The sequence below is a fragment of the Paenibacillus sp. GM2 genome, assembly GCF_900069005.2.
Lineage (GTDB): Bacteria > Bacillota > Bacilli > Paenibacillales > Paenibacillaceae > Fontibacillus.
The window spans coordinates 726542-743420 of the sequence record NZ_LN831279.1 but is presented as its reverse complement, the minus strand read 5'-3'; the positions used below and the strand labels follow the sequence as shown (position 1 = coordinate 743420).

Annotated in this window: 15 protein-coding genes and 1 other annotated feature; of the genes, 2 read left to right on the top strand and 13 right to left on the bottom strand. The window is 47.7% G+C overall.

Features of this window, described 5'->3' with window-relative positions:
• Positions 1-65 precede the first annotated feature (65 nt).
• Entirely contained in the window at positions 66-677 is a 612-nt protein-coding gene (gene yfbR / locus BN1360_RS13195; protein WP_068780323.1) for a 5'-deoxynucleotidase, read from the top strand.
• 693 nt (positions 678-1370) lie between these two features.
• Here yfbR and BN1360_RS13190 read toward each other — a convergent pair.
• The 4 genes from BN1360_RS13190 to BN1360_RS13175 form a co-directional block, all read right to left on the bottom strand.
• The gene (locus tag BN1360_RS13190) at positions 1371-2240 is read right to left on the bottom strand and encodes an SDR family oxidoreductase (protein ID WP_068780322.1); all 870 of its coding nucleotides are present in this window, start codon (positions 2238-2240) and stop codon (positions 1371-1373) included.
• Between the two features lie 162 nt (positions 2241-2402).
• Positions 2403-2828 (bottom strand): hypothetical protein, encoded by a 426-nt coding sequence (locus BN1360_RS13185; protein WP_068780321.1) that lies wholly within the window; start codon positions 2826-2828, stop codon positions 2403-2405.
• A 458-nt stretch (positions 2829-3286) separates the two neighbouring features.
• On the bottom strand, positions 3287-4582 hold the full coding sequence (gene icd / locus BN1360_RS13180; protein ID WP_068780320.1) for an NADP-dependent isocitrate dehydrogenase: 1296 nt from the start codon (positions 4580-4582) through the stop codon (positions 3287-3289).
• 425 nt (positions 4583-5007) lie between these two features.
• Complete coding sequence (locus tag BN1360_RS13175; protein ID WP_068780319.1) at positions 5008-6120, bottom strand: citrate/2-methylcitrate synthase; 1113 nt, start codon at positions 6118-6120, stop codon at positions 5008-5010.
• Between the two features lie 351 nt (positions 6121-6471).
• On the opposite strand from BN1360_RS13175, the gene ytvI reads away from it, so the two are divergent.
• Complete coding sequence (gene ytvI / locus BN1360_RS13170; RefSeq protein WP_068780318.1) at positions 6472-7590, top strand: sporulation integral membrane protein YtvI; 1119 nt, start codon at positions 6472-6474, stop codon at positions 7588-7590.
• Positions 7591-7613: 23 nt separating this feature from the next.
• Here ytvI and argS read toward each other — a convergent pair whose 3' ends face one another.
• From argS to BN1360_RS13125, 9 genes are all read right to left on the bottom strand, one after another.
• Positions 7614-9365: an arginine--tRNA ligase gene (gene argS, locus BN1360_RS13165; RefSeq protein WP_068780317.1), complete on the bottom strand. Its 1752-nt coding sequence runs from the start codon at positions 9363-9365 to the stop codon at positions 7614-7616.
• A 60-nt stretch (positions 9366-9425) separates the two neighbouring features.
• Positions 9426-9655: a binding site (T-box leader), on the bottom strand.
• Between the two features lie 178 nt (positions 9656-9833).
• Positions 9834-10226 carry an FxsA family protein gene (locus BN1360_RS13160; RefSeq protein WP_068780501.1) on the bottom strand — a complete coding sequence of 131 codons (393 nt, stop codon included), beginning with the start codon at positions 10224-10226 and terminating at the stop codon, positions 9834-9836.
• An 89-nt stretch (positions 10227-10315) separates the two neighbouring features.
• Positions 10316-10735, bottom strand: coding sequence for an acyl-CoA thioesterase (locus BN1360_RS13155; RefSeq protein WP_068780316.1), 420 nt, complete (start codon positions 10733-10735; stop codon positions 10316-10318).
• A gap of 125 nt (positions 10736-10860) precedes the next feature.
• Positions 10861-12282, bottom strand: coding sequence for a pyruvate kinase (gene pyk, locus BN1360_RS13150; RefSeq protein WP_068780315.1), 1422 nt, complete (start codon positions 12280-12282; stop codon positions 10861-10863).
• 123 nt (positions 12283-12405) lie between these two features.
• Complete coding sequence (locus BN1360_RS13145; protein ID WP_082790058.1) at positions 12406-13503, bottom strand: acetyl-CoA carboxylase carboxyltransferase subunit alpha; 1098 nt, start codon at positions 13501-13503, stop codon at positions 12406-12408.
• Positions 13504-14397 (bottom strand): acetyl-CoA carboxylase, carboxyltransferase subunit beta, encoded by an 894-nt coding sequence (gene accD / locus BN1360_RS13140; RefSeq protein WP_068780314.1) that lies wholly within the window; start codon positions 14395-14397, stop codon positions 13504-13506. It abuts the gene before it with no gap.
• A gap of 403 nt (positions 14398-14800) precedes the next feature.
• Positions 14801-14989 (bottom strand): glutamate decarboxylase, encoded by a 189-nt coding sequence (locus tag BN1360_RS13135; protein WP_068780313.1) that lies wholly within the window; start codon positions 14987-14989, stop codon positions 14801-14803.
• Positions 14990-15189: 200 nt separating this feature from the next.
• A complete protein-coding gene (locus tag BN1360_RS13130; protein WP_068780312.1) occupies positions 15190-15678 on the bottom strand; it encodes a phosphatidylglycerophosphatase A family protein in 489 nt (162 codons plus the stop codon).
• Between the two features lie 931 nt (positions 15679-16609).
• Positions 16610-16879, bottom strand: a 270-nt coding sequence (locus BN1360_RS13125) for a hypothetical protein (RefSeq protein ID WP_148466572.1), incomplete at its 5' end; no start/stop codon positions are given.

The following is a 16879-nucleotide window of genomic DNA, read 5'->3' as shown; positions in this document are numbered from 1 at the left end:
AGTACCATGCTTCAGGTTACAAAATTATACAGACTTTTCCCTGAAAAAAGAGAGGTTTATCACTGATGAATTATCATTTTTCCGCTTATATGTATCGCCTGCGCTCGATCAAACGATGGAGCCTAATGCGAAGCACCACGGAAGAAAATGTAGCTGAGCATTCCTTCCATGTCGCCCTGCTTGCCCACCTGCTCTGTGAGATCGGCAATAAGCTGTTCCAGCGTCAGCTGAATGCGGAACGTGCTGCCACACTGGCCTTATTCCATGATGCCACCGAGGTATTCACCGGCGATATTCCAACCCCGGTAAAGCATCATAATCCAAAGCTGCTCGGCAGCTTCCGCGAGATGGAGAGCATTGCCGGCGAGCGCTTGCTGTCCATGGTGCCGCCGGAGCTTCGCAGCAGCTACCAGATCATGCTGTTCCCCAATGGAACAGACACGAACCCGGCGGATGCTGAGCTATTAAAATATGTCAAAGCGGCCGACAGCCTTGATGCCTATTTAAAATGCACCTGGGAGCTCACCTGCGGCAACCGGGAGTTCGCCGTCGCGAAGGAACAGCTCTATGACAAGCTGGATGTGCTGAACCTGCCGGAAATCGGCTATTTCCTGGAGCATTTTGCCCCCGGATTCGAAATGACGCTGGATGAGCTATCCGAGCAACCGGAACAATAATTAGCATCGGGTCGCAGTCGGGCTCGGGGGCGGCGCCGCAACTCCGTGATGCCACGGCTGCTATCCAGCTTCCGGCCCACTTCTGCCCAAATTGGCTCAAGCTCTATCGCTAGCTCAGCCTCGGACAGGTGTACCTCTAACGAAACTACAACACGTTATTACCTCGAAATCCGTGACGATTTTAATCTAACGAAACACCATATCGTTATTTAGGCCAAATCGAGGGTTTATTTTGTATATTTGGCTTAATAACGATACTCTGTTTCGTTAGAATTTCAAATCGCCTGTTTTTGCTCAAATAGCGATACCCTGTTTCGTTAGAGTTTGTTCCGAGTAAGATTAAGCCCCCTTGACCCAGCTTCTTTTAACGGAAGCCTATCAAGAGGGCTTTTGAATTCCTAGCGCTTACTCTCCTCCACGCTCAATTACTCTGCTTCATGCTCATTACTTTGCTTCATACACATTACTCTGCTTCACACTCATTACTCTACTTCACGCTCATTACTCTACTCTTACTCATTATTCTGCTCTCACTCATTAGCCTTCTCCACAAATCATTACTCTTCTCCACAACTCATTACTCTTCTCCACAACTCATTACTCTCATCCACACTCATTACTCTCATCCACACTCATTACTCTCATCCACACTCATTACTCTTCTCCACGCTCACTACTTCGCTTCACACTCGGTTAGCCGTTGACGATCTCTCCGCCGTTGATGTGGAGCACTTGCCCGCTCATGTAGGAGGAGTCGTCGCAAGCCAGATAGACGTACGCCGGGGCGAGTTCCTCCGGCTGGCCAGGGCGCTGCATCGGCGTGTCCCCGCCGAACTTGGATACTTGCTGTTCATCGAAGGTCGAAGGGATCAGCGGCGTCCAGATCGGGCCTGGGGCCACAGCATTGACACGAACCCCGGTCTTGCCCACGATGTTCATCGACAGGGCGCGGGTGAAACTGACGATCGCCCCCTTGGATGCCGAATAGTCAATTAACGTGGGGTTGCCCCTGTAAGCGGTTATAGAAGCCGTGTTAATAATCGCACTGCCTTTTTTCATATGCGGTAACGCCGCCTGTGTCAGATAAAACATGCCAAAAACATTCGTGCGGAAGGTCTTCTCAAGCTGCTGGGAGGTAATAGCCGCTATATCCTGCTGCGGGTGCTGCTCACCGGCATTGTTTACGAGAATGTCCAGTCCTCCCAGCTGCTCTACGGTTTGCAGAACAGCCTGCTTCGCAAAGCTCTCATTGCCGATATCTCCCGGGATCAGCAAACATTTTCTGCCTTCCTGCTCAACCTCTCGCTTCGTCTTCGCAGCATCCTCATGCTCACTTAAATAGACAACGGCGATATCTGCTCCTTCTTTTGCATAAGCAACGGCAACCGCCCTTCCTATGCCGCTATCAGCGCCAGTGATCAGGGCGACTTTATTCATCAGCTTCCCCGCCGCTTTATAGGGTCCCTCATAGTCCGGCAAGGGTTTCATCTTATGCTCCAACCCAGGCTGTTGATTCTGATGCTGCGGCGGCATCGTTGGTTTACTCTGCCCACTACTAGCCATATTGATATGTCGCTTCCTTTCTGTTCAGTTATGGTCCATCTTTATTAAGATGGCCTGAGGAAAGCAGGTTATGCGGTTATGCGCATGACAATACAAAAAACTCCCGACCACCATCGAGTAGATGATGATCAGGAGCTACTGAATTTATTTTAATACGATAGATTAAATGATAGAGCTAAATACCATGAAGAAGCTGATCAGGAGTACAAGCAGCGCTACCACATAGCTTAACGTAGCCAGCTTGCTGCTCTCAGCGGAAATGCTGCGATTTGCACGGATCCCTTCGATCGCCAGACGCAGCGGTTTGCCCATAATACCGCCTACAGCGCCGATGCCGAGGAACAAGATAACAATAATGATCATCCAAGGTACGGAATATTCTCCCTTGCTGATCATATACCCGCCACTTAATAATTGAATGACAAGGCCAATCTGTGCGAAGGTGTTCAGCGATTTCACAGCGCTCATGGTCCCTTCCTGCGCGGCAGAGGACAATTTATTAACTTTGGCCATTACAAAAGGCAGCACCAGATAGAACCCTAACGCCAAGGTGCCTACGATATGCAGAAATAGCATAAACTTATACAACTTGATCATCCTTCCAAAATAAATTAGATTTATTACAATCTATTATACCTATCATTGCCAATAATTAAAAGGAGCCTCCTGCCAAAGGAGACTCCTTCCTCTTGAAGACTACCAACTAGAATAACGAGCGTTCTTCCAGGCTCCTTATTAGAGGTTGTTCAAAAAGTCCGCTTTTGATAAGAAAACCTCAGCAGGGCTAATTTAAAGTTGAGCGAACAAGCGACTTAAGGTAGGTTTTCTGCCATATAGAATTTTCATCAGCCGAGCTGATCACTCACTCATAAATTCTATATCTAACCCGAAGTGAAGCAGGGAGCAGGCTCGGCATCGAATCCTGAATTCAGCCGGGCCCTTCCGTTGCTCACGCAGCCTTTTCCTGCGCTCCGCTTCCCCAGTCCCTGGATTTACCCAACCTTCACGGTGTTGAAAATCGGCCTTTTTGAACAGACCTAATTCTATTACATATTTTTAATGACGTGATCGGCAAATTCCGAGCATTTCACTTCTGTTGCGCCTTCCATCAGACGGGCAAAGTCATAAGTTACCGTCTTGTTGTTGATCGAGGCCTCCAGTCCGTTATAGATCAGGTCAGCCGCTTCCTGCCAGCCCAAATGCTCAAGCAGCATAACGCCAGACAAAATAACCGAACCCGGATTTACCACGTCCAGATCCGCATATTTCGGAGCCGTACCGTGCGTAGCTTCAAAGATGGCGTGTCCTGTTACATAGTTGATATTCGCTCCCGGAGCAATACCAATCCCGCCTACTTGCGCTGCCAGAGCGTCGGACAAGTAGTCGCCGTTCAAGTTCAGCGTAGCGATCACATCAAAATCAGTCGGACGCGTCAATACCTGTTGCAAGGCAATATCAGCAATCGCATCCTTAATGAGGATCTTGCCAGCTGCAAGCGCATCCTCCTGCGCCTTGTTGGCAGCATCTGCACCGGATTGCTCCTTAATGCGGTCATACTCCGCCCATGTGAACACTTTATCGCCGAACTCGGCTTCAGCCACTTCATAGCCCCAATTTTTAAAGGCGCCTTCTGTGAACTTCATAATGTTCCCTTTGTGAACGAGCGTTACGCTCTTGCGGCTATGCTTGATCGCATATTCAACTGCCGCGCGAACCAATCGCTTCGAGCCTTCCTCTGACACCGGCTTAATACCGATACCCGAAGTCTGAGGGAAGCGAATTTTATTAACGCCCATCTCATTTTGCAGGAAGCTCAGCACCTTCTTCACTTCTTCAGAGCCTTCCTTGTATTCGATGCCTGCATAAATATCCTCTGTATTCTCGCGGAAAATAACCATATCTACCAGCTCCGGACGCTTCACCGGAGAAGGTACGCCGTCAAAATAACGTACAGGACGCAGACATACATACAGGTCAAGCTCTTGGCGCAGCGCCACGTTCAAGGAGCGAATCCCCCCACCGATCGGCGTAGTAAGCGGCCCTTTGATCGCTACAATATACTCACGGATTGCAGTCAGCGTATCAGCCGGCAGCCATTCTCCGTATGTATTAAAAGCTTTTTCCCCTGCAAAAACTTCATACCAGGCGATCTTCTTCTCGCCTTTGTATGCTTTCTCAACCGCAGCATCCAATACGCGCTTGGACGCTCTCCAAATGTCACGGCCTGTTCCATCCCCTTCAATGAACGGGATAACTGGGTTGTTAGGAACTTGCAATTTGCCGTTATCGATTACGATTTTTTCTCCTTCTGTTGGAAGGTCAAACTTAGTAAGTTGCAGCATGTTTATAGGTTCCTCCTCGTATATATTTAATGAACAGGCTATTCACCTGATTCTCATTCTAACAAAGGTTGTTTAAAAAGTCCCTCTTTGATAAAAAAACCAATCTTGGCCAATTCAAGGCTTAAGCGATCGCGAGATGAAAAAGGCGGGTTTTCTTGCGATATAAAATTTCATCAGCTTCCGTTGATAAGGAATAAATTTTATATCTAACAGGAAGCAGCACTAAAAGGTGCATATCGGCATTGAAGCTTGAACCCGCAGGCCTAAGCGGATGCTTACGAAGTGATGTTTCCTGAGGAAACATCTTAAGTGCTCACGTACTAACTATATACGCTGCACTTCTCCTGCTCCTGCTTTATCCAACCTTCCCGAAGCCAAATTTAGGCATGTATTAACTACTGGCGGGAAGATTTCCCGCCAGACCATTATCTGAGATCAATTGGAATATATTTCTGATTGATAAGACCCGTGTATTCAGCGCGCGGACGAATAATCCGGTTATCGTCAAGCTGTTCGAGAATATGCGCAGACCAACCGGACAAGCGGCTGATCGCGAAGATCGGAGTAAACAAATCGGATGGAATTCCAAGCATGGTATATACCGAAGCAGAATAGAAATCGACATTGGGTCTAAGACCCTTTTGGCCCGTTACCAATTCTTCAATTCTTGCTGACATCTCGAATAAGGTGGAATCTCCCTTAAGCAAGCCGAGCTGTCGAGACATCTTCTGTAGATGCTTGGCACGCGGATCGCCATTCTTGTATACGCGATGTCCAAAGCCCATAATCTTCTCTCTGTTCGCAATCTTATTTAGAATATAAGGCTCTACATTATCAAGGCTGCCGATTTCGGACAGCATCTTCATCACCGCTTCATTGGCTCCACCGTGCAGCGGTCCCTTCAGGGTTCCAATCGCAGCCGTGATCCCCGAATAAATATCCGAGAGTGTCGCAATGGTCACGCGAGCCGAGAAGGTTGATGCATTCAGCTCATGGTCCGCGTGCAGCACAAGCGCCTGGTCCAGAGCTTTGACGGCTACAACATCCGGTTCTTCACCCGTCATCATATACAGAAAATTGTGCGCGATCGATACATTCTTCAATGGAGCGAGCGGCTCCTTGCCTTCGCGAATCCGGGCAAAAGCGGCAATAATTGTAGGAATCTGCGCTTGTAATTTAATTGCCTTAATCTGATTGCTTTCTCTGGAGATGTCATTCGCATTTTCATCATATAGAGCTAGTGCCGATACGGCCGTACGCAAAACAGCCATCGTGTTGGCATCGGACGGGAACAACTTCAATTGAGCCAGCAATGGCTCCGGAATAGCCGCAAAATCACTCAACTGCTGCTGCAGAAAAGCAAGCTGGGTCTGAGTTGGCAGCTTCCCATACCAGAGCAAATAAGCAGTCTCTTCGAAACTTGCCCGTTCCGCCAGATCATCGATATTAATGCCTCGATAAGCCAGCACGCCATCATGTATGGAGCTGATTGAGGAAGTCGCAGCGACAATGCCCTCAAGTCCTTTGGTAGCTGTCATGTACATCTCTCCTTCAAATACGAAATTGGGAAAATAAACCATTGAAAACATTTTCAATTTTGAAGTTTAAAATTTTCGTAATATAGCATCGCGGATGAAATATTAGGGAGGAACTGACACTAAAACTCTTTTAAATAATCATACTGGATTTCTAGGAGCAAGGGAACAACTTGAGTCGTTATAGACACATCAAATTATTTTTTCACACATATAAAGAAATTTTTGTAATCTTTTCCGAATTGCAACGACAAAAGTCACATCATCCAATAAATTTTGTTTCTGTAATACTAATTTTGAAAGAGAAATAGAAATAGAGTAAAACCTGTCCAATCCAAAAAAGGGGGGATACGAATGGATTACATGGTTGTAAAACGAGTACTGCGCGGTGCCTGGGTATGTCTTGCGATGCTGGCAGTTTGCCTTACATTTTATTGGGTACTGCCGCTCATCTACCCTTTTCTGATCGCATGGATTATCGCCTATGCCATGAATCCATTTGTCCAGTGGATGCAAGAGACCTTAAAGCTGCCGCGCTGGGCTTCCGTCATACTGGCCATACTTGTCTACTTCTCAGCCGGAGCCATCGTCATTACAGCAGCCGTCACCCGTATGGTTAAGGAAATGATTCATCTTGCGGACACCGCTAATGAGCATATCGGGGAGTGGCGCGATCAGTTCATCTCTTGGGGCCAGAACGAGGAGCTGCAAAGACTGTTTAATGAAATAAATTCTTTTATCGTACGGAATCCAGGCTACGGCGACACCTTCACTAAAAATATTGATAATGCTGCGCTAACGATTAGCAACGCCATTTCCCGAATCATTACCAGCTTCCTTAATGGAGTCATTAACGTGATTACCTCATTGCCCAGCCTGGGCCTGATTTTATTAATTATCCTGCTGTCTGCCTTCTTCATTAGCAACGGTTGGGATAAGAACAAGCGGATGATCCTCGGAATTATGCCTAAGGGATGGTTCAAAATGGGAGGGGTTATACGGAACAATTTGCAAATGGCGTTATTCGGGTACCTGCGGGCCCAGTTTATTATGATCTCGATTACCGCCTTCGTCGTCTGCATCGGACTTCTCATCCTGCGAGTCGATTCACCGGTAACTTATGCTATTCTGATCGGACTGGTCGATTTGCTGCCTTACTTAGGCGTCGGCACGATTCTCATCCCGTGGCTCGTCTATGCCTTCATGACAGGCAACATCGCGCTGGGCATCGGGCTTTCTATTTTATACGGAGTTGTTCTTGTATCCAGACAACTGATCGAGCCCAAGGTGCTGGCGACTAGCGTCGGGCTCGATCCATTGCCTACTATGATCTCTTTGTTCGTCGGCTTGCAGCTGTTCGGCGTACTCGGGCTTATTATCGGGCCCGTCGCCCTCGTCGTCATTAATGCCGTTATTAAAGCCGGCGTCTTCCATGAGCTGAGGGACTATATCATGAACGGAAGAACGCAATAATGCCGCGCGTCTCCCCTATACAGCTACATTTCCTCCGGTGCTTGCAATCCGATCAGACGGAATCCATTTTGAAGTGTAATTTGCACGCACTTGACCAAAGCAAGACGAGCCGCTCTTAGCTTCTCATCTTCCACAAGAATCGGGCAATCATGATAAAAGCGGTTGAAAGCCTGGGCAAGGTCAATTAAATAGCGAGTAACGATCGACGGCTCTAGCTTGACTGCGGCTTGTACGATCCGTTCCGGGAACAAGGCCAATTCCTTTAATATAGCAATCTCCGTAGAATACTGCAGCTTGCCGGGATCGAATTGCTCGGCCAGTAGTGAGGCCTCGACCATCTTCTTGCCGGGAAGGAGATCCGCAGCCGCTTTACGCAATACACTGCAGGTTCTCGCATAGCAATACTGCACATATGGCCCCGTCTCGCCCTCGAAGCTAAGCGCATTATCCCAGGAGAAGACGATATCCTTAATCCGGTTCGCACTCAAATCATTAAAGATGACAGCGCCAACTCCGACCTGACGGGCTACCTCATCTTTATTTTGCAGCTGCGGATTTTTGACTTCGATAATTTCCTCAACCTTCTTAATCGTCTGCTCCAGCACTTCCTCCAGCTTCACGACATTGCCTTTACGGGTCGATAAGCTCATCCCCTCCAGAGTCACTCGGCCAAAGGGAACATGGATCATCTCGTCCTCTGCCCAGTCATAGCCCATCAGCCCTACAACCTTGAACAACTGGGCAAAATGCAGATTCTGGGCGTAGTCCGTGACATACAACACCTTGTCGAATGAATAGGTCTGCTTACGGTAGAGCGCCGCCGTCACATCCCGAGTATGGTAAAGGGTGCTTCCATCCTTCTTTAGCATCAAAGCCGGAGCCATGTTGTATTGATCGAGACGAACAAGCCAGGCCCCTTCATCCTCCTCCAGAAGCTGTTTATCCTTCAGCTCCTGGATCACCGGCTCCATCTTATCGTTATAGAAGCTCTCCCCTGTAAAATAATCGAATTCCACACCGAGCAGGTCATATATTTTCTGGAATTCCGCCAGACTGATATCGACAAAGCGCTGCCAAAGGGCCAGCACTTCCTCGTCACCTTGCTCCATCTTCAGGAAGCAGGCTCTCGCTTCATCCTCCAGACCAGGATCACGCTCTGCTTCCTCATGGAACTTTACATACAGACCCAGCAGCTCATCAATCGCGCCTTGCTCCAGCCGTGCTTCATCGCCCCATAGCCGATAGGCGACAATCAATTTCCCGAACTGAGTGCCCCAATCGCCCAGATGGTTAATCCCGATGGATTGATAGCCTAAGAAGGAATGAATCCGATAGAGCGCATTGCCGATAACCGTTGAACGCAGATGGCCAACGTGAAATGGCTTGGCGATATTGGGCGAGGAGAAATCGATCACGATCGTCTTCCCGGCGCCGATGTCTTTAGATCCGTAACGCTCTCCTGCGTTAAGAATCGTATGCACGACGCTCCCGGCGAGGTAGCTCTGCTTCAGGAAGAAATTCAAGTATCCGGACACCGACTCGATCCGGTCGATAAAATCACCTTCCGCTGCCTTCGGCTCCAGCGCTTCTTTCAGCTCAGCAGCAATCTGCAGCGGAGATTTCCGCAGCTTCTTGCTAAGTTTGAAGCAGGGCAGGGACAGATCCCCCAGCGCCCCCTCCTTCGGATACTCCAGCAACGCCAGTATCTCCTGTGCAGGAGTATCGGCCAGCAGCTCCGAGATCCATTGTGCAACTTTTGATTTTGCCATATCCATAATCTTCAGCTCCTTATTTCTATATCCAAAATAACAAATAAAAAAGCCCCTCATCTCTATTGAAGAGACGAGAGACTTATATTCCCGCGGTACCACTCTACGTGCCGGACCTGCTGATCCAACCTGCTTAAGGCTGGTTAACGTCCAGCAGCCGGATCTCCCTACTCACCTTAGCTTCAGAAGACCATCTCCCGGGTGCGCTTCGCTCATCCTGTTCTGCACCGGCTTGCACCCTCCCGGCTCGCTAATTGCAGGTTAGTATAAGCTACTCTCCCGATCGTAGAATTTTATATAGATAGTTAAAAAGTCCGCCTTCGATAAGAAAACCAATCCATCCAAATTCATGGATAAGCGGCTATAATTCAGCAGCAGCTTTTCTGGCGATATAGAATCTCATCCGCTTTGGTGCTGAAAACCGGACTTTTGAACATTCAATTTAAAATATTGTATACATGAAACCGAGATAAGTCAACGGCGATAAAAGGTGATCGAACCATCCTTCATCTTCTTCTCTATCCATTTCAAGAGCAGCTTCCGGTAGATCATACGGGTGAGCGGGAACACCATCGTAAACCCGATAATGTCCGTAACGAAGCCGGGAATCAGCAGCAGAATCCCCCCAAAGAACACACACATTCCATCCAACATCGTGCGTCCGGGAATCTGTCCGCCATTCATTTGCGATTTCGCATCTGCCATCACTTTGCTGCCTTCGAACTGCATCATCAAGCCGCCGATGATCGAAGTCGCAACGGTCAGGAAGATCGTCTTGCCTACGCCCAGCCTTCCACCAACCTCAGCATATCCCCAAAACTCTACAATTGGAAATAATACAATCAAAACGGCAATCCATTTGCGCATAAATAACTCCTTTTCACCAGCAAGTTTCTTCAGCAAAAAATACCTATGAATCATATTTTACCGTTTTGAGACTCCAGAATCAAAATTGTTCAGGACTTGCTTGCTTTCTCAAATGCAGCATACCATTCAGGAAACACTTTTTTGAATTGCACAGGCTTAAAGTCCTCGCGCCTAACGACATAATGGACCGATGTACCTACAACGCATAATGTCCCCTCACCGTTAAACACTTCATAAGCATATTCGGTCTTAACTCCCCCGTTCTGCTTGATCCAGGTGCGAAGCAGCACCTCTTCACCATAACGGACTCCCCGCTTATATTCGACCTTCATCTCCTGAACCGGGGAGATATAACCGGACTGCTCCATCTCGAAATAACTCAAGCCCAGGTCCTGGATTAATTTCAACCGGCCGGCCTCAAACCACTCCAAATAATGCGAGTGATAAATAATCCCCATCATATCATATTCAAAATATTTAGGCGTGATGCCGAGCTCGCTTACATACATGCTCTATAATTCCTCCTCTTGTGCTTAAATATATCGATATCTATTGAAAAAAAAGCAATGGCACACCGTTGCCGGTTGTCCCATTGCTTCTTATCTCCATGCACTATATCCGTGCATCTTATCCATTAATTATGAACTTGGCCAACCTTGATCAGGTTCGTCGAACCGGAGCTTCCCAGAGGAATTCCAGCAGTAATGACTACGAGATCTCCATCAACAACGACACCGGATTCAAGTCCGCCCTTCATAGCATTGTCGAACATTTCATCCGTTGATGTAGCTGTATGGCCTTTAACCGGAATAACGCCCCAGTTCAAAGCAAGGCGACGCAAGGTTTGTTCTTGGGTCGTTACAGCAATGATCGGTGCTTGCGGACGATACTTCGATACCATGCGAGCTGTATAACCCGTTTCAGTCGAAGTAATGATTGCCTTAGCGTTCAGTTCAAGCGCAGAAGTTGTAACAGCTTGGCTGATTGCTTCGGTAACAGTAGTCTCTTGAGCGATTCTTTGCTTCACGAGAATACCATGATAATCAAGCGCAGATTCAGCCTTCTCAGCGATGCGGGACATCGTCTGAACAGACTCAACCGGATATTTACCAGCAGCTGTCTCACCGGAAAGCATGATTGCATCTGTACCGTCAAGGATTGCATTCGCTACGTCACTTGCTTCAGCGCGAGTAGGTCTTGGGTTGCGTTGCATGGAGTCGAGCATTTGCGTTGCCGTAATAACTGGCTTGCCAACGCGGTTACATTTCTCGATCATCAATTTTTGCACGAGCGGCACATCTTCAGCAGGAATTTCCACGCCAAGGTCACCACGTGCTACCATCAAGCCGTCGGACACTTCAAGGATTTCATCCAGGTTGTCCACACCTTGCTGGTTCTCAATTTTGGAGATAATCTGGATGTGTGCTGCGTTCGAGCTTTCGAGCAGTTTACGAATTTCAAGTACGTCGCTTGCTTTACGAACGAAGGAAGCCGCAATGAAATCGATGCCTTGTTCAATCCCAAACTTGATATCGTTAGCGTCTTTCTCTGTAATACCTGGCAAAGAGATGTTCACGCCTGGAACGTTAACACCCTTCTTGCTCTTGATCGTACCGCCATTAACAATGCGGCATTTGATTTCCGTACCTTGAACTTCTTCAACGGCCAATCCGATCAGACCATCGTCGATCAGAATAGTCGAACCCACTTTCACATCTCCAGGAAGCTCTTTGTAAGTGACGGAGATACGGTTCTTGTCACCGAGGATTTCTTCGGTGGTCAAAGTGATGAACTCGTCTTGTACAAGTTCAATTGGTTCTTCTTTCAATTTACCGGTACGAATTTCAGGACCTTTGGTGTCCAGCAGTATGGCGATCGTTTTCCCCAACTCTTGGCTCGCTTGGCGAATCGTCTTGATTCTGTTGCCATGCTCCTCGAAATCACCATGCGAGAAGTTCAGGCGAGCAACGTTCATTCCGGCCATGATTAATTTCTTGGTGTTTTCTAACGATTCACTGGAAGGACCGATAGTACATACGATTTTTGTTTTGCGCATTTTGGGTTTCCTCCGTTTTAATGTTCTCTCTATACTTTTTTGATTCATCTTTTCCAACAACTAAATTTACTACAGTTTAACCGATTTGTATAGGGAATTTGTCATATTAACAATATAACTGTCCTATTCATTTCCTGAACCGGAAGATTCTATAACAACTTTATCCTTATCTTCGGCATGTTTCTCATCCGGCTCTGGCTTGACTTCCGGCACAGGCTCTGCGGTTGCCGCTTCATCGGAGTCGGAAAGCTCGACTTCCATTCTTGCCTGCTCCGTAAATTTGCCGATTTTACGAAACTTTCTGTAGCGATCCTCCAGCAGCTCGTCCGAATTCATAACGGACAGTTCCTGCAATTGAACAAGCAATTCCTGTTTGATCGCTGCTGCAGTCGTCTCATAATCACGATGAGCACCACCGCGCGGTTCAGGAATAATCCCTTCGATGACTTCCATCTCCAGCAGGTCCTGGGCAGTAATCCTCATTGCTTCGGCAGCCATATCCGCCTTGGAGGCATCCTTCCACAGGATCGAGGCCGCTCCGTTTGGCGAGATCGCAGAATATATAGCATTCTCCAGCATCAGGACCCGGTTGCCGACCCCCAGTGCCAGAGCACCTCCGCTGCCGCCTTCGCCAATCACTACGCAAATAACAGGTACGCGAAGCCCGGCCATCTCCAGCAGGTTGCGGGCGATCGCCTCGGATTGTCCCCTCTCCTCCGCTGTACTGCCCGGATAAGCGCCTTTGGTATCGATAAAGGTGATCACAGGTCTGCCGAACTTTTCCGCCTGATGCATCAGTCTCAGCGCCTTGCGGAACCCTTCCGGATGCGGGCTGCCGAAGAATCGGGCGATATTGTCCTTCGTATCCTTGCCGCGCTGCTGGCCGACGACCGTAACAGCTTTTCCATCCAGTTTAGCCAGCCCCCCCACTATGGCTAAATCGTCCCCAAATAGACGGTCCCCATGCAGTTCAATAAAATCTTCAAAGATCAGATTAATCAGGTCCAACGAGGTTGGACGCTGATGATGTCTGGCCAGATGCATCTTCTGCGATGGCGATATGTAGCTGTATATTTCTTCCTCCAGCTGCTTGTAACGTTCCTCCAGCCGTGCAACTTCTTCGCTGAAATCGATTCCCTTCTCCTGACCAAACTGCTTCAGTTCATTAATTTTCTCGCGCAGTTTCACAAGAGGTGTCTCAAAAGGCAATTCTCCAGCCATTTATGCTCCTCCCTTCACGCTGTGCAAGTCGATCAATTTGGTCAGCATTGCCTTAAGCTCTTTCCGATGAACAACAAGGTCCAGCTGACCGTGCTGCAGGTTAAATTCCGCGGTCTGGAAATCCTCCGGCAGCTTCTGACGAATCGTCTGCTCAATCACAATTCTGCCGGCAAATCCGAACACAGCTCCCGGCTCAGCGATGATAATATCACCAAGCATAGCAAAGCTGGCCGATACCCCACCGGTAGTCGGATCGGTAATGACCGAGATATAAAATCCACCCTGCTCATGATGACGGGCTAAAGCCGCACTTGTCTTCGCCATTTGCATCAGACTGAGGATACTCTCCTGCATACGGGCCCCACCCGATGTTGAGAAAATAATGATAGGGAGGCGTTTTTCTGTAGCCGCTTCAATGGCGCGCGTAATTTTCTCGCCTACAGCCGAGCCCATGCTCCCCGTAAAGAAATCAAAACTCATTACAGCAACCACGACCGGAAATCCTCCAATCGTTCCTTCACCGGTCACGACCGCTTCACGCAATCCCGACTTCAGGGCCTGCTGCTCAAGCTTCGTCGCATATCCCGGGAACTCAAGCGGGTCTTCGGATACCAGATCCCGATCATATTCGATGAAGCTATCTTCATCCATCGTCATACGGATCCGTTCCATCGCGTTGAGGCGCATATGATAGCCGCAAGAAGGACATACCTTAAGGTTCTTTTCAAGCTCCTTGCTGTATTGTATGCTGCCGCAGCGGCTGCACTTATTCATCAGACCTTCCGGGATTTCACGCTTCGGCCGTTCCGCCGACGTAGCATTCGCGTCGCTCCCCAAACGTTCTGAAGGAATGGTCGCGTATTTTCTTTTTTTCTGAAATAAGTCTTTAAACACAGCTACACCTCTTCAGCCGTTAATTTATTATTAGTATGTGTTCAAAAAGGCCAATTTTCAGCACCGAGAAGATTGGACAAGGCTTTGCATGAGAAGCACAACGTACGCCTGGGGTACGTGAGTATCCGGGACGTCCCTCTCAAATCATGACTTTGTAAGCATCAGCTTAGGTTCGGCTTCGATGCCGAAATGCACCTTTCAGTGCTACTTCGTGTCGGTATAGTATCTATTTCTTATCAGCGGAAGCTGATGAAATCTATACCGCAGGAAAGCTTGTCTTTGAGTCGCGGTCGCTCCTCCTTGAATGACTTCAATCGGTGTCTTTATACAAAGCCGACTTTCTGAACATCCTCTATTGCACCTGAAAACAAGGACATAACATGTAATGTTGTCTCCTTGTCATTTATGGATGCAATATTGAATTCAACACTTCTTGAACTTCTTCCAGTTCCCCTGAAGGAACCAATATTTCAAACTGCTGTTTGGATAAATTAACAGGACGTGTTTGGACTAGAAAGCCTTCCTCTGTGAGTTTTGACTTGATCATTTCCGCAATCTTAGCGGTAGGAGCAATATACATTACGGTCCACATGCCCTACTCAAAGCCCCCTAACCTCTCAACTAAAGCCCGTATAATAGAGTAATGATAACATAATGTTCAAAAGTCCCGCAACAGAGCAAGGGAGTTAAAAACAAGCCGGAGTCCGCATAAACTCCGGCATTTTATGACTTAATTAGAGGAAGTTCAACAAGTCGGGCAGAGTTGTTGAACACGCATTATAGACCAATAAATCAGCCCTTGGAGTAGTTTGTTGCCTTTTGACTTTTATGGGCGATCCGTGCCGAAGCAGCGGCAGCAAGCCCCGCGACCAGATCATCCAAATAAACATGAATATGATCTCCCTGATTATTCAGTCTGCCGATCAAATCCGGCTTAACCTTGTCCAGATAACCAAAGCTCGTCAGCCCAATCATTCCAAACACGCTAGTGATGCCCAGCGCCATCGTCTCATCCACGCCATAGAGCGGCTCATCCGCTTCCATAATCGATTGCAAAGGCTCAGGGAGCAGCTTTCGCTCCGCCAGTTCATCAAGTGCAATTCCCGTAAAAAGCGTATACTGAACCTCGCGTTTTTGCAATACCGCCTTCACGCTATCATAGCATTGTTCTACCGTCAAATCATCATGATACGGCAATTGAAGCTTATAAACAATTTGGGCAATCTCCTCAAGTTTTACTCCCCGTTTCAACAACTGCGCTTCCGCTAATTCAAATGACATCGTTTTCCCTCCCAAGAGCTTCGTGTTGACCCTATTTAAAAAATGTAAAATGCACATTTATCCTCCGCATTTCTGCGCGAAATTACGGATTTCAAATGTTCGCAGCGCGTTCTCTTTTATGCCGAAAATTTTACTGGCGTCTTGCACCATGTTCAACATTTATAAGTTCTTAAAAGCTGCCTGGCCGGTTATATCCTCCAGCCTTCCTGCGCTTAATATCAATTTTAAGGCTGTACACGCGTGTTTATCGCCCAGCAGCGAGTCAGTATTTTGTAAACGTCTCAACGATAACCTCCCTTGCCCCCGCTCCCTGTCCTCTCGTGTTCCTAAGTGTATGCAGGTGTCACATAAAATGTTCATAAAAAAACCTCTAATAAGGCAATTCAAGAATGAATAATCAAAACCTAAATGTTGGTTTTTTTGCAATACGGAATTTTATCATCTCATCCAGGCACCAATATATTCTCTAACCCTAAAAAGCTGAAATCCGACAGGCAAAATGGCGATTTTGAAACAGCCAATCATTATAGCAGCAGCCTCACTGGGATTGGATAAACGATCCCATTACTAATATACTGATAACTGATGATCATCTTACGAAAAACGCCCCATCCATATCGCTATGGAATCGGGGCGTTTATTTCTATTAATTAAGGAGGTTAAAATGACAAAGGATTGGAGAAGGCTCATTGGGATTTATTTATTAACAAAATAGGCCCGCTATAACGAGATTATGAGTTTTTGCTGTTCGATACGAGATAAAAACGGCATAAGAATATGGAGCTCCTGCATTAATGCATTTCAGTAAAAATGAGGGATTTGGCGTGTTAAAGAAAAAGCCTGCATTTTAGCAGGCCTTTTATTCAAAACCAAGCGTTTTCGAAGAGAAAAACTGCACTTTTGCAGTTTTTCTCTTTATTTATAATCGAGTTTATCTGATCCTCACCGTATCCTGCCCCAGCATTTGCTCCATCTCATGGAGCAAGTCAGGCGTTGGTTTGATGCTGTAGCGATCTGAAAGCGCGAGCAGCTTCCCGGTGCTTTCGTAGAACAGCACCGTGGCCAGTGGGCCAGGATGCAGCTGAAGCAGCTGCTTCAGCTGCACGAGCAGGCCGGCGTTCTCCGTCGCCGCCGTGATCTTGATGAAGACGCGCTGTTCAGCCGTCTTCCGCTCTTGCCCCGCCGCGCGCGGTTGCTGCGC

Coding starts and splice junctions, on each gene's coding strand:
- yfbR (WP_068780323.1), top strand. CDS start 66: ATGAATTATCATTTTTCCGCTTATATGTATCGCCTGCGCTCGATCAAA.
- BN1360_RS13190 (WP_068780322.1), bottom strand. CDS start 2,240: ATGGCTAGTAGTGGGCAGAGTAAACCAACGATGCCGCCGCAGCATCAG.
- icd (WP_068780320.1), bottom strand. CDS start 4,582: ATGCTGCAACTTACTAAGTTTGACCTTCCAACAGAAGGAGAAAAAATC.
- BN1360_RS13175 (WP_068780319.1), bottom strand. CDS start 6,120: ATGACAGCTACCAAAGGACTTGAGGGCATTGTCGCTGCGACTTCCTCA.
- ytvI (WP_068780318.1), top strand. CDS start 6,472: ATGGATTACATGGTTGTAAAACGAGTACTGCGCGGTGCCTGGGTATGT.
- argS (WP_068780317.1), bottom strand. CDS start 9,365: ATGGATATGGCAAAATCAAAAGTTGCACAATGGATCTCGGAGCTGCTG.
- BN1360_RS13160 (WP_068780501.1), bottom strand. CDS start 10,226: ATGCGCAAATGGATTGCCGTTTTGATTGTATTATTTCCAATTGTAGAG.
- BN1360_RS13155 (WP_068780316.1), bottom strand. CDS start 10,735: ATGTATGTAAGCGAGCTCGGCATCACGCCTAAATATTTTGAATATGAT.
- pyk (WP_068780315.1), bottom strand. CDS start 12,282: ATGCGCAAAACAAAAATCGTATGTACTATCGGTCCTTCCAGTGAATCG.
- BN1360_RS13145 (WP_082790058.1), bottom strand. CDS start 13,503: ATGGCTGGAGAATTGCCTTTTGAGACACCTCTTGTGAAACTGCGCGAG.
- BN1360_RS13135 (WP_068780313.1), bottom strand. CDS start 14,989: ATGTGGACCGTAATGTATATTGCTCCTACCGCTAAGATTGCGGAAATG.
- BN1360_RS13130 (WP_068780312.1), bottom strand. CDS start 15,678: ATGTCATTTGAATTAGCGGAAGCGCAGTTGTTGAAACGGGGAGTAAAA.